The sequence below is a fragment of the Deefgea rivuli DSM 18356 genome (assembly GCF_000620145.1).
In the GTDB taxonomy this organism is placed as follows: domain Bacteria; phylum Pseudomonadota; class Gammaproteobacteria; order Burkholderiales; family Chitinibacteraceae; genus Deefgea; species Deefgea rivuli.
The window spans coordinates 315,777-328,276 of the sequence record NZ_KK211083.1 but is presented as its reverse complement, the minus strand read 5'-3'; the positions used below and the strand labels follow the sequence as shown (position 1 = coordinate 328,276).

The 12,500-nt window shown below is 51.1% G+C and carries 11 protein-coding genes and 5 tRNA genes; 2 read left to right on the top strand and 14 right to left on the bottom strand.

From position 1 onward, the window contains the following. The 5 genes from Q320_RS20350 to lgt form a co-directional block, all read right to left on the bottom strand. The coding region (locus tag Q320_RS20350; protein ID WP_035854143.1) for a GTP-binding protein at window positions 1–383 on the bottom strand (383 nt) is incomplete at its 3' end. A 51-nt stretch (window positions 384–434) separates the two neighbouring features. Beyond that, window positions 435–509: transfer RNA gene (locus Q320_RS0116515), tRNA-Thr, on the bottom strand. A 6-nt stretch (window positions 510–515) separates the two neighbouring features. Continuing rightward, window positions 516–589: transfer RNA gene (locus tag Q320_RS0116510), tRNA-Gly, on the bottom strand. A gap of 53 nt (window positions 590–642) precedes the next feature. After that, window positions 643–728: transfer RNA gene (locus tag Q320_RS0116505), tRNA-Tyr, on the bottom strand. Between the two features lie 129 nt (window positions 729–857). Continuing rightward, entirely contained in the window at window positions 858–1,655 is a 798-nt protein-coding gene (lgt, locus tag Q320_RS0116500) for a prolipoprotein diacylglyceryl transferase (protein WP_027469910.1), read from the bottom strand. A 171-nt stretch (window positions 1,656–1,826) separates the two neighbouring features. Between lgt and ilvD the strand changes: the two genes are divergently transcribed. Further along, window positions 1,827–3,686, top strand: coding sequence for a dihydroxy-acid dehydratase (gene ilvD / locus Q320_RS0116495; protein ID WP_027469909.1), 1,860 nt, complete (start codon window positions 1,827–1,829; stop codon window positions 3,684–3,686). Window positions 3,687–3,860: 174 nt separating this feature from the next. On the opposite strand, the gene Q320_RS0116490 is transcribed toward ilvD, so the two are convergent. Together Q320_RS0116490 and Q320_RS0116485 are read right to left on the bottom strand one after the other, a co-directional pair. Further along, a tRNA-Phe gene (locus Q320_RS0116490) sits at window positions 3,861–3,936 on the bottom strand. Between the two features lie 55 nt (window positions 3,937–3,991). Further along, window positions 3,992–4,067: transfer RNA gene (locus Q320_RS0116485), tRNA-Phe, on the bottom strand. 218 nt (window positions 4,068–4,285) lie between these two features. On the opposite strand from Q320_RS0116485, the gene Q320_RS0116480 reads away from it, so the two are divergent. Next, a complete protein-coding gene (locus Q320_RS0116480) occupies window positions 4,286–4,774 on the top strand; it encodes a DUF456 domain-containing protein (protein WP_027469908.1) in 489 nt (162 codons plus the stop codon). Between the two features lie 50 nt (window positions 4,775–4,824). On the opposite strand, the gene corA is transcribed toward Q320_RS0116480, so the two are convergent. The 7 genes from corA to Q320_RS0116445 all read right to left on the bottom strand — a co-directional run bounded on the left by corA (window position 4,825) and on the right by Q320_RS0116445 (window position 12,393). Beyond that, a complete protein-coding gene (gene corA / locus Q320_RS0116475; RefSeq protein WP_084282725.1) occupies window positions 4,825–5,934 on the bottom strand; it encodes a magnesium/cobalt transporter CorA in 1,110 nt (369 codons plus the stop codon). Continuing rightward, entirely contained in the window at window positions 5,883–7,376 is a 1,494-nt protein-coding gene (ppx, locus tag Q320_RS0116470) for an exopolyphosphatase (protein WP_027469906.1), read from the bottom strand. Before ppx ends, corA begins: the two co-directional genes overlap by 52 nt. A 157-nt stretch (window positions 7,377–7,533) precedes the next feature. Then, window positions 7,534–8,235 (bottom strand): phosphate signaling complex protein PhoU, encoded by a 702-nt coding sequence (gene phoU, locus Q320_RS0116465; RefSeq protein ID WP_027469905.1) that lies wholly within the window; start codon window positions 8,233–8,235, stop codon window positions 7,534–7,536. Window positions 8,236–8,338: 103 nt separating this feature from the next. Further along, complete coding sequence (gene rpiA, locus Q320_RS0116460; protein ID WP_027469904.1) at window positions 8,339–8,995, bottom strand: ribose-5-phosphate isomerase RpiA; 657 nt, start codon at window positions 8,993–8,995, stop codon at window positions 8,339–8,341. Between the two features lie 280 nt (window positions 8,996–9,275). Then, entirely contained in the window at window positions 9,276–9,875 is a 600-nt protein-coding gene (locus Q320_RS0116455; RefSeq protein ID WP_027469903.1) for a MarC family protein, read from the bottom strand. A gap of 179 nt (window positions 9,876–10,054) precedes the next feature. Beyond that, window positions 10,055–11,104, bottom strand: coding sequence for an ATP-binding protein (locus Q320_RS0116450; protein WP_027469902.1), 1,050 nt, complete (start codon window positions 11,102–11,104; stop codon window positions 10,055–10,057). Further along, window positions 11,101–12,393 carry a GGDEF domain-containing protein gene (locus tag Q320_RS0116445; RefSeq protein WP_027469901.1) on the bottom strand — a complete coding sequence of 431 codons (1,293 nt, stop codon included), beginning with the start codon at window positions 12,391–12,393 and terminating at the stop codon, window positions 11,101–11,103. The genes Q320_RS0116450 and Q320_RS0116445 overlap by 4 nt, the downstream gene beginning before the upstream one ends. Between the last annotated feature and the right edge of the window lie 107 nt (window positions 12,394–12,500).

Genomic DNA, 12,500 nt, shown 5'->3' with positions numbered 1-12,500 from the left:
ACACCAACTTGACGCGACAACAAGATGTGTTCGCGAGTTTGTGGCATAGGACCGTCAGCAGCAGAAACAACCAATACCGCGCCATCCATCTGCGCTGCACCAGTAATCATGTTTTTCACATAGTCCGCGTGACCTGGGCAGTCAACGTGAGCGTAGTGACGTGCTTCTGTTTCGTACTCAACGTGCGCAGTATTAATGGTAATACCACGTGCTTTTTCTTCTGGAGCGCTATCGATTGATGCGTAATCTTTAGCAATACCGCCGAATTTTTTCGACAGAATTGTAGTAATCGCAGCTGTCAGCGTTGTTTTGCCATGATCCACGTGACCAATCGTACCCACGTTAACGTGAGGCTTTGTCCGTGCAAACTTTTCCTTAGCCATTGCTTATTTCCTTTTGGAGATCTTGAAATAAATTAATAACTGACAACTGTTTGGAGCCGATGATGAGAATTGAACTCATGGCCTCTCCCTTACCAAGGGAGTGCTCTACCCCTGAGCTACATCGGCAAAAACTGGAGCGGGTGAAGGGAATCGAACCCTCGTCGTAAGCTTGGAAGGCTTCTGCTCTACCATTGAGCTACACCCGCAGGACTTAATACTTGATTCGCCCTCACAGTCGAAATATCGACCGCTGAGTATCTGGTGGCGGGGGAAGGATTCGAACCTTCGAAGGCTGAGCCGCCGGATTTACAGTCCGGACCCGTTGACCGCTGGGGTAACCCCGCCACAGAGAGCACGCATTATGAACATCGCCCCCGAAGTCGTCAAACAGTTTTGACTATTTTCCTTAAAAATTCCAGCCAAAACTGCCTAAGAACCTAATTTAATGACATAAATAATTTAGCCGACAAGCCACTAAAGCGGGTTTTGCTGACGAGATGACCAAAAATACAAGGCCAATCCAAAGATAATCATCGGCAGGCACAAGAGCTGCCCCATACTTAAATTCATCGCCAACAAGCCCAAAAAGTCATCAGGTTCACGCGCAAATTCAGCCACAAAGCGGAAGCCGCCATAACCCATCAAAAATAGCGCTGAAATTTGTCCCGTTGGGCGCGGCTTAGCCGAAAAACTCCACAAGATAATAAATAGCAACACGCCTTCGAGCGCAAAGTTATACAACTGCGACGGATGGCGCGGCAGCCCATCATGCGCTTGCGGGAAAATCATTGCCCACGGCAACGCAGCATCCGCAACCCTACCCCACAATTCGCCGTTAATAAAATTACCAATTCGCCCCGCAGCCAAACCCAACGGCACTAGCGGAGCAATAAAGTCGGTCACTTGGAAAAAGCTACGATTGGTTTTGCGGCCATACAAAGCCATCGCCACCAGCACCCCTAAGAAGCCGCCATGAAACGCCATTCCGCCTTCCCACACTTTGAGAATATCGAGTGGATGTGCCAAATAAAATGCCGGCTTATAAAACAGCACATAACCCAAACGCCCACCCAAGATCACCCCGAGCACGCCGTAAAACAGCAAATCATCCATTTCGCTCGTTTGCCAGCCCTTGGGATTGCCACGGCGAATACGCCAGCGTCCCAACATCACAAACAACACAAAGCCAATCAAATACATCAAGCCATACCAATGCACGCCCACGGGGCCCAAGTGGATTGCGACCGGATCAAACTGCGGATGAACCAACATAATTCGCCTCTAAAAGTTAGCTGGCGATTATAACGCCAGAGCCCAAACTAAAATCACCTTTTAACACAGGCTCAAGAAACACAAACTACCGTCCTTACTTCCGAAACCCCTTATTGCACTTTTTTCGTTACAATTACCCAAGCACTTTGCATTTAGCCTGAGGAAAACAGCATGCCTACTTATCGTTCACGCACCACGACCCACGGCCGCAATATGGCCGGCGCCCGCGCACTTTGGCGCGCCACTGGCATGAAAGACGGCGATTTTGACAAGCCCATCATTGCCATTGCCAATTCATTTACGCAATTTGTTCCCGGCCACGTGCATTTGCACAATATGGGTCAATTGGTTGCGCGTGAAATCGAGAAAGCGGGCGGCGTAGCCAAAGAATTCAACACCATCGCCGTCGATGACGGCATTGCAATGGGTCACGGCGGCATGCTGTATAGCTTGCCAAGCCGCGATTTAATTGCCGATTCAGTTGAATACATGGTCAACGCACATTGCGCCGACGCCATTGTTTGCATTTCAAACTGCGACAAAATCACCCCAGGCATGTTGATGGCCGCACTGCGCCTCAATATCCCAGTGATTTTCGTTTCTGGCGGCCCGATGGAAGCCGGTAAAGTCAACTGGAATGGCGAAGTCCGTAAACTCGACCTCGTTGATGCAATGGTCGAAGCTGCCGACGATCGCGTTAGCGACGAAGAAGTTGCCGAAATCGAGCGCAGCGCTTGCCCAACCTGTGGCTCTTGCTCAGGCATGTTTACCGCCAACTCGATGAATTGCCTGACCGAAGCACTCGGCCTGTCGCTACCGGGTAATGGCTCAATGCTTGCCACGCACGGCGATCGCAAGCAACTGTTCTTGCAGGCCGGTCGCACCATCGTTGAATTGGCAAAACGTTATTACGAACAAGGCGACGAATCAGCATTGCCACGCTCAATTGCGACGCGCGAAGCCTTTGAAAACGCCATGAGCCTTGACGTTGCGATGGGCGGTTCGACCAATACCGTATTGCATTTGCTCGCCTCCGCCGCCGAAGCCGGCGTTGATTTTAAAATGGCCGACATCGACCGCATTTCACGCCGCGTTCCTTGCCTTGCTAAAGTGGCTCCGGCTACACAGAAATACCACATGGAAGACGTACATCGTGCTGGCGGCGTATTTGCCCTCTTGGCCGAACTCTCACGCGCAGGATTGATTCACCGCGACGTACCGACCGTACACAGCAAAACATTGGGCGACGGTTTGGATCAATGGGACATCGTCAGTGCCGCACCCGACAGCGCCGCACATCTGTTTTACCGTGCGGCTCCTGGCGGCGTAGCGACGACCATCGCGTTCAGCCAATCGATGCGCTACCCCGATCTTGACTTAGATCGTGAAGGCGGCTGCATCCGCAGCAAAGAACACGCTTACTCACAAGACGGCGGCCTCGCTGTGCTGTACGGCAATATCGCCGAACGCGGTTGCATCGTTAAAACTGCTGGCGTGGATGATTCAATCCTCAAATTCACTGGTCGCGCGCGCGTTTATGAGTCGCAAGACGATGCTGTGGCCAGCATTTTGGCCGATGAAGTGATTGCCGGTGATGTGGTTGTGATTCGCTACGAAGGCCCGAAAGGCGGCCCGGGCATGCAAGAAATGCTCTACCCAACGTCGTACCTGAAATCGAAAGGTATGGGCAAAGCTTGCGCCCTACTCACTGATGGCCGCTTCTCAGGCGGCACTTCAGGCCTATCGATTGGTCACGCCAGCCCAGAAGCAGCCGAAGGTGGCGCGATTGGTTTGGTTGAAGAAGGCGATACGATTGAGATCGATATCCCAAACCGCACCATCAACCTTAAAATTGATGCCGCAGCTCTGGATGCACGTCGTGAAGCAATGAATGCGCGCGGTAAACTGGCTTGGAAGCCAGTATCGCGTGAACGCGTTGTCAGCGCCGCACTACGCGCCTACGCCGCAATGACCACCAGTGCCGACACAGGTGCGATCCGCGACGTGAGCCAAGTAGAACGCCAAGACTAAAATTTCGGCCTGAAATGCAAAAAGGCAGCTTCGGCTGCCTTTTTGCATTAAGAGGGGTATTGGCTTGTAGCGATTAGCCAGTAATGGCTACAGCAATATACCCATCGAACAGACAACAAAAAACCCGCAGCGTTGACGCTTGTGGGTTTTTTACATCGGCTGAACCGATAAAACTGGTGGCTCGTCTCGGAATCGAACCAAGGACACGCGGATTTTCAATCCGCTGCTCTACCAACTGAGCTAACGAGCCATGCTACTAGAGCATTTGAAAAAGGGTCTAGCCAAAAGCTAGACCCTTGAATACTTGGTGGCTCGTCTCGGAATCGAACCAAGGACACGCGGATTTTCAATCCGCTGCTCTACCAACTGAGCTAACGAGCCACTCGAAACACTGCTTCGTTTCGAAGAGCCGCAATTAAACACCAGCCCGAGCCTTGCGTCAACCGTTTTCAGGCCTTTACTTAGACTAATGGTTAATGTATTCAGTAAATGCTTGTTTTCACTTGGCTTTATTTTTTACTGCTTCAGCATCTTTTTCACGCCCCCAGAGTCAAAGCCCCATTACAATCCGCTCACTCTTCCACGCAAGCAGGAATTACATGGACACTTTAGATATTTTAATCTGGGTACTCGGTAGCGGCATGATCCTCGCCGGACTCGCCGGAACCGTACTGCCGCTACTGCCCTCCACGCCGCTAATGTTTGTGGGCATGTTACTACTGGCGTGGCATGAGAACTTCATTCGCCTTGGCTGGCCGTCATTGAGCTTACTATTTGTCTTGATGGTGATTTCTAGCTTGCTGGATTATTTGGCGGGCGCAATGGGCGCAAAACGCGTCGGTGCTAGCCCATATGCAATCTGGGGCGCGCTGATCGGCTCGGTGCTCGGCATGCTCGGTGGCATTCCCGGCCTGATCCTCGGGCCATTTTTAGGCGCAGCAGCCGGTGAAATGATTGCGCGAAAAGATGTAATTCAGGCGGGAAAAGTCGGCGTAGCCAGCGGCATAGGCATGTTGCTCGGTGCCATCGCCAAAGTCGGCCTCGCTCTTGCGATGTTGGGTGTCTTCTTATTAGCTTGGTTTATTTAAACAAGGTATATCGATGTAGATCTTGTTAATAAAAGCCTACATCGACATACCTATACCCAGCGACGAATCCAGAAGAATAAACCCAAACTAAACGCAATCACGCCCATCAAGCCGAGAGCAAAGTAATAGCCCATTCCCCACTTCAGCTCAGGCATATAGTCAAAATTCATGCCGTAAATCCCCGCAATCAGAGTCAAGGGCATAAAGATCGTTGTAATCACCGTGAGCAGGCGCATTTGCTCGTTGAGGCGTTGCGATTGCAAGGACAAATACATTTCCTGCTGGCCTGCGACCATTTCGCGCAAAGACTCGACCGTTTCAATTAATTGCACCGTATGGTCGTACACGTCGCGCAAATAGAGCTGCGTTTCACTGTGAAAGAAATCGGCCTCATCGCGCTGCAAGGTATTGAGCACCTCACGCATCGGCCATAAGCTGCGCTTGATGTGCTGCAAGGTGCGACGCAAATCTTGGACTTCGGCCATTTGCATTGGCGATGGCGCGGCGTAAATCGCCTCATCCAGATCTTCACTGCGCTCACCCAATTGTTCCAGCACCAAGAAATAGCGATCAACCAGTTTATCCAGCAAGGAATAGACCAAATAATCCGGCCCCAATTTGCGGATTTGCGATTCACTATTGCGTAGCGTTTCACGAATCGCCGCAAACGTGCCGGTTGGTTTTTCTTGGAACGTCAACACAAAACCACGCCCAACAATCAGACTAACTTGTTCACCTTCAAGTTGTCCTTCCTCATCGAGACTGACCAAACGCGCGGTGATAAATAAATAACCGGGATATTGTTCGACTTTAGGGCGCTGCTGCGTATTGAGAATGTCTTCGAGCACCAAGGGATGCAGCTTAAAACGCTGGCCGATGATTTTTAGTAGCTTTAGATTTTCTAGGCCATGCACATTCAGCCACAGCGTCGGATATTTGGGCTGATAATCGCGACCCGATTCCAAATCACTGAATGTCGTCTCAAGAAAATCAGTATTTTCTGGGCCAAACTCAATTAATGTGGCGAGCGTCGCAGCCGGTGCTTTGCGCCCGACGTACTGCATTGTTCCTGGTGCGGCACCGGCTTTATCCGACGCCAAATGCGCTTTTACACGCTGGCGACGGGTCGAATCTGTAGGTTTACGCCCATGTTTTGCCATGCGTTCACTTCCTCATTTAGGGCATACAGCGTCAGTGGATGCGCCTCTAGCCATGTAGCGTCTAATTCCAAGCAATAGCCATCGGTATGGTGCGACAACAAGCCCACAGGTGGCGCTTCATCCAAACGGGCGCGATAAAACAAGACCGCCAAACGCAAGCACAGGATTGCATCCCATTCAGCAGGCTTAATGTCTTGACCCAGCAATTTCGACAAACCGCCCGCATGCGCCAGCACCAAGCGCGATAGCCATACTTGTTCGCGTTTAGAAAAGCCTGGCATATCGGCATGCTGTAAAATATACGCCGAATGCTTGTGATAACTGGCATGCGCAATCGAGCGCCCTACTTCATGCAACGCCGCTGCCATCGTTAAATTGCGCGCCAGCACTGCATCATCAGACTGCATTTCACCACGCAAGGTATCAAACAATGCGGCAGCTAATTGCGACACGCGATACGCTTGCGGGCCATCGACATGATAACGACGCTGGAAAAAATCAACGGTGCGGTCACGCACATCGTACTGCGTTTGCCGCTGCACCAAGTCATACAACACGCCATCACGCAGCGCGCCGTAGGTAATCGACATGCGCTCAATGCCCAGCATATCAAACGCCGCCTGCATGATCGCAAAACCGCCCGGCAAAACCGGACGGCGGTCGTCACGCAAGCCATTCAACTGCAATTGATCAATATGCCCTGCGTCTATCATTTTGGCGCGCAGTGCGGCCAAACCATCGCGGGTAATGCCCAGCGGGGATAAATCATTGAGTTCTAAAATATCGGCCAAAGAGCGCGCCGTACCGGAGGTGCCAATCGCACGCTGCCATTCACCAGAATGGAAAGTCGGCACCAAGGGCAAAAACGCGCCGCGTGCCGCGAGTTCAGCGGTTTCCATGCGTTCGCGAGTAATAATGCCATCGGGAAAATAGCGTACGCTCCAGCCAACGCAGCCGAGCTGGATGCTTTCGGTGCTAAACGAGCGATATTGGCTGCCGATAATCAGCTCAGTCGAGCCGCCGCCGATATCGACGACCAAGCGGCGCTCTTTGGTACTGGGCAGGCTGTGCGCTGCGCCAATATAAATCAGCCGCGCTTCTTCACGCCCAGCAATAATTTCAATCGGAAAACCCAGAGCCGCTTCGGCTTGCGGCAAGAAATCAGCACTATTTCGCGCAATGCGGAAGGTGTTGGTGGCAACGGCTCGCACACATTGCGGTGGTAAACCGACCAAACGCTCGCCAAAACGCGCCAACGCTTGCACCATTTCTTCAATGGCTTCAGGTGTGAGGCAGCCTTGTGCGTCTAAACCGGCGCCCAAGCGGACGGTTTCTTTCAGAGAATCCAGCGGAAATAATGAACCTTCGACGACCCGAGCGACTTGCAGGCGAAAGCTGTTGGAGCCAAGATCCACAGCGGCAATGACAGAGCAGTCGCTCATTGATATAAAACTCCAAAAGGGATCGCAAGCTTGCGGGCATAACAATACGTGCTGCGCCGCTTTGTTGCAAACGCAAATAAATAAAGGGTGACTAATGCCACCCTTTATTTATTAAAATCAAACGCATTCACGCCTGATAGCGCTGACTTCTGTCGAATTATTTCAACGCAACCGCATCCACTTCAGCTTGCGTTTTATGGCGTACATCTTGGCCTTTCACCAAGTAAATCACATGTTCTGCCACATTCACGCCCAAATCACCAATTCGCTCGATGGCTTTGGCAATCCACAGGATATCCAAAATCAAAGTGATCGAACGTGGATCTTCCATCATCACCGTAATCAATTGGCGATGCAGCGCTTGGTATTCTTGATCCAGTTGCGCATCCGCACGAATCACTTCTGATGCCGTTACCGCATCCATACGCGCAAATGAATCAAGCGCATTGCTCAACATATCCAGCGCCAAATCAGCAATGTGATTTAGATCGTGAAAACGCGGCACTTGCAAACGGCCTGATTCATAAATGTTTTTGGCGCGTTTACAGATTCGGTAGGCTTTGTCGCCAATGCTTTCCAAATCTTCAACAGATTTAATTACCGTCATCACCATACGCAAATCGGTTGCGGCAGGCTGACGACGCGCAATCATATGCACGCACATATCATCGAGCTTGACGTGCATTTCGTTGACGATGGCTTCTTGCTCAATCACTTTGTTGATGATTTCAACATCGCCGGACGCCAAAGATTGCATCGCCAAGCGCACTTGCTCTTCGACCAAACCGGCCATACCCATCACTTGCGAGCGAATTGCTTCTAAGTCGGCATCAAACTGCTTTGAAATATGTTCTGACATGACACGGTTTCTCCAGTGTATTAATCAATGCAAAATACCAGCTTATTATTACAGTACTGTTTCATCTGCAAAGTTACGGCGATCATTTGAGATTGCTAGGGTTTTATTTAATGGTTTTCACACCATTGGCCGTACCTAATAACAATACATCGGCGCGGCGATGCGCAAACAAACCATTGGTAACCACACCGACGATTTGATTGAGCTTAGTTTCTAATTCAGACGCTTGGCTAATCGACAGGCCATGCACATCAATTATGATGTTGCCATTATCAGTGATTACGCCTTCGCGATAAGCCGGATGACCGCCCAATTTCACGATTTCTCGCGCCACATGCGAGCGCGCCATCGGAATCACTTCGACGGGCAGCGGAAATTTGCCCAGTACATCGACCAATTTGCTGTCATCGCAGATGCAAATGAATTTTTCAGCCACCGCAGCGATGATTTTCTCGCGCGTTAGCGCTGCACCGCCGCCTTTAATCATTTGCAACTGATGATTAATTTCATCCGCGCCATCGACGTACACCGGCAATTCATCAATGGTATTTAAATCAAATACTGGAATACCGTGCGATTTCAGGCGCGCGACGCTGGCTTCGGATGAAGACACCGCACCTTGAATTTGGCCTTTGATTTCAGCCAAAGCATCAATAAAGTAATTCGCTGTCGAGCCTGTCCCTACGCCAACGATACAATTTTCTGGCACATAGGCAATGGCAGCGCGGCCAACGGCTTCTTTCAGTTCATTTTGCGTCATTAGGGAAACTCCTTAGCGAGACGATTATAAGCAGAGCGGACAAGTTTAGGGCATTTTTACCGATTCGCGCCCAAAAGCAGCGCCAGAGTTGTGGCGTATCAAACAGTTCTTCAGTTCAATGCCGAGCTTAGAGCATGTTTTAAAAGTCGCGAACACCCGTCAGGGCTGAGAGGGCTGAGAGGCCGGAGCGCAAGAACCGCAATGTACGTTTTGTACATGAGGATTCTGAGCTCCGCCCGAACAGCCATCACGGGATGCGCAGCACTTTTAAAGCATGCTCTTACAACGAAGCCAAATACTGCCGAATCCCATCCAGCAGCATTTGCACCGCAATCGCCGTCAAAATCAAGCCCATCAAGCGCTCAAATGCGGTGGTGACTTGTTCACCCAGTACGTGACTAATTTTCTCGGAAAATGCCAAAGTTAGCGCGCACACCGCCATCGTCAATGCCAAAGCGCCAACCCAGACCCAAAGCCGTGCGGGGTCGCGAGACACCAAGAGCAGTACCGTCGCCAACGCCGAAGGGCCTGCCAACAGCGGAATCGCCAGCGGCACAATATACGGCTCACCTTCGCTGGTATCGCCAAACACGCCATCCGGATGCGGAAACACCATACGTAGCGCGATCAGAAATAAAATCACGCCGCCCGCAATCCCCAAAGACGTTTGCGATAAATGCATCACTTGCAGAAATTTCTGCCCGAACACCATAAACAGCAGCAGCACGACAAAGGCAACGCTCACTTCACGCGCAATCATGCGCCAGCGCCGTGCTTTCGGGACTTTCTTCATCATCGCGACAAAGAGCGGAATACCGCCCAAGGGATCAGTGACCAAGAGCAGTAAGATAAAAGCGGAAAGAAAAGTTTGAGATTCCATACCGTCAGTTTACACCTAGGGCGGTCATCGGTTTATGCGGGAAAGTATCCAGCTGGAATAAGGTTTTAGTTGAAAAAAAGCATATCGCATAGCAAGCTTAACTCACAAAAAATCACAGGTATCGACCTATAGAGCATTTATAGAAAGGCCTACAAGCAAATACCCTTTTACCGATCAAACTAAACAATCGTACTGCGTTGCAATTGTAAAATCTGGCTACGTGTTTCAAGTTGCGCAATACGCTGTTGATGACGGGCGCTCACGCCGACTTTAGCTTCGCTACGCTGTGCAAGCAAACTAGCGTACAAAGGTAGCGCCGCATCAAACTGACCTTGATGCAGATAAAAATTGATCAAGGCCGTACTGCAACGCGCTTGAATTCGCTCTAACTGAATCTGCTGTGCCATCTCTAAAGCTTGCAACAGCACGGCTTCGGCAGACTGATCTTGCAACTGCAACAGCACTTCGCCCAACGCCGCCAACGCATGCAAACGCCCCCAAAGATTGTCATTGATCGTGCTTAATTCGTAAGCAGTTTCTAATTCCAGCTTGGCTTGTGCGTACAGGCCTTGGCCCGCATGAATGACCCCACGGTAATACACCACTTCTGCCGCCCAGACTTTATTCTCTTGCGGGTCCATACGCTGCTCTGCGCAATCGATGGCAGCCAATCCGTTGGTATAGCGCTGCAAGCGATAGCAATCACTGGCTACATACAGATACGCCTCGCACTCCAAGCGAGTATCACCCAACACTTTGGCCATCTTTAGCGCCATTTCATTGTAGCGCAGCGATGTTTCATCGTCGCCAAAGCCGATATAAACTTGCCCCACGCCCAAATACACTTTGGCGCACTGCGCCAAATCTTGCACATCACGCGCCAAGAGCAGCGCTTGTGACCATTGATCGAGCGCTAATAAAGGCTCGCTATTCAATAAATGCGATGTTCCCAACAAAATTAACGATGTCGTGCTGGACGACACCAAACCCGCTTGGGTATAACGCTCGGCGGCTTCGCGAAACGCCGCCTGCGCCAAACGATGCTCGCTACAATGCTGGTGTGCATGCGCCAAAATATCCAATGCGATGCCCTGCAAGCGCGCATCACCCTTGACCTCTTTCAGCCATTGCTTCGCAATCACTGGAATCGGCGGCGAGCCGCATTCGGCGCGTTGCAGCGCCGCTTCTAAAAGCCCGCCTAATTCAGCAAGATTCACTTTGCCACTCATGCTGTTGTCCCTTCCCACACAATCGCACCCGCGCCACGGCGCATTGCCAAATACAGCGCCAAATCAGCGCGCAATTGCAAAACATCAACGCTATCGCCCGAGTGATAGGCTGTGCAACCGATGCTCACCGTCAATGCTTCGGGCAACTGGCTGCAATCCAATTCACTCACAGCCTGCTGGATTTCACTCGCCAATTGCATCACATGCTGCGATGTGGCTTGCGGCCATACCAATCTAAATTCATTATTATTCGCAGCGACCAATTCGGCATGACTCGGGCGGCAGCGGCGCAAGATATTGGCGATGCGCTGCGCACATTCATCGGCCACCGCATCGCCCATTACTTCACGTAAATGCGTCGATTGATCCACACCCAAATGCATCACGCTTAGTATTTGGCTGTGATGCGCTTGCGTCATGAGTTCATCCCAACGCGCTTGCAAATAACGTAGATTATGCAAACCCGTCAGTGTGTCGCGATAAGTGGCGCTTTCTAGCTGGCGAACCTGTTCATGCTGCAATGCATTTTTATGTCGCAATAAATCAATTTCAATTTCGCTGGTCGTTTGCTGCAGTTTGAATTCAACATCCAGCAAGCGGCGCGGTCTTTTTTTGGTTTTTTTCTGCTCGGTTTGTAGCGCCATCGCAGCCTGATAGAACGCCGTAGCCACAGAATAACGGCCAAGACGCTGGCTAGCTCTAGCCAATAGCAATAACAGCGGTTCGTGTAAATGCGCCGCGCCAGCCAGCGCTGCGCTGGCTTTTTCAATCGCAGCAGCCAAGCCCGCTGTCGTTTCAAGACGCAAATACAAATTCAAAATCGCCAAATGCAGAACAACGCAATCAGCCTCAGGCAAAATACGGAGCGTCGCTTCTAATTGCTGCAGCGCCAAACCCCATTGCTGCTGCAACTGATACAGGCGCGCTGATTGCTCTAATAAAACGGGATCATCATTAAGCGCCGAATAAGCCAAGGCTTGTGCTTGCAAAGCGAGCGCGGTTGATTCTTCGCCCATCGCCCATAAATCGGCCGCTAGCCCCAAGCGCGCAGAACATTGCTGTGTATCGCTGCTGGCGAGTGAAAAAGCGCGCTGATGCAGGGCCAAAGCGGTTTCGAACTGGCCTGCTTCATGCTCTAAATCAGCAATCGCCAACCAATATCCGGCCTCATCGCCTGCGGTATCACTCGCCTGCGCTTGTACCTGCTCGAGGCCATCGAGCAAAGTTTGCATCGCCCGCTTTTGCTGACCTTGCCGCTGTAAAGTACGCCCTAAACCCAAATTTTCCATTGCCCAGCCACCTACGACAAAATTCTGCGAACGATCATTGATTAGCGGCGAAAAGACCGTAAAAACCGCTAGCCATAAAAAAAGCCTCGCAACGCGAGGCTTAATAT

Coding starts and splice junctions, on each gene's coding strand:
- lgt (WP_027469910.1), bottom strand. CDS start 1,655: ATGTTGGTTCATCCGCAGTTTGATCCGGTCGCAATCCACTTGGGCCCC.
- ilvD (WP_027469909.1), top strand. CDS start 1,827: ATGCCTACTTATCGTTCACGCACCACGACCCACGGCCGCAATATGGCC.
- Q320_RS0116480 (WP_027469908.1), top strand. CDS start 4,286: ATGGACACTTTAGATATTTTAATCTGGGTACTCGGTAGCGGCATGATC.
- corA (WP_084282725.1), bottom strand. CDS start 5,934: ATGGCAAAACATGGGCGTAAACCTACAGATTCGACCCGTCGCCAGCGT.
- ppx (WP_027469906.1), bottom strand. CDS start 7,376: ATGAGCGACTGCTCTGTCATTGCCGCTGTGGATCTTGGCTCCAACAGC.
- phoU (WP_027469905.1), bottom strand. CDS start 8,235: ATGTCAGAACATATTTCAAAGCAGTTTGATGCCGACTTAGAAGCAATT.
- rpiA (WP_027469904.1), bottom strand. CDS start 8,995: ATGACGCAAAATGAACTGAAAGAAGCCGTTGGCCGCGCTGCCATTGCC.
- Q320_RS0116455 (WP_027469903.1), bottom strand. CDS start 9,875: ATGGAATCTCAAACTTTTCTTTCCGCTTTTATCTTACTGCTCTTGGTC.
- Q320_RS0116450 (WP_027469902.1), bottom strand. CDS start 11,104: ATGAGTGGCAAAGTGAATCTTGCTGAATTAGGCGGGCTTTTAGAAGCG.
- Q320_RS0116445 (WP_027469901.1), bottom strand. CDS start 12,393: ATGGAAAATTTGGGTTTAGGGCGTACTTTACAGCGGCAAGGTCAGCAA.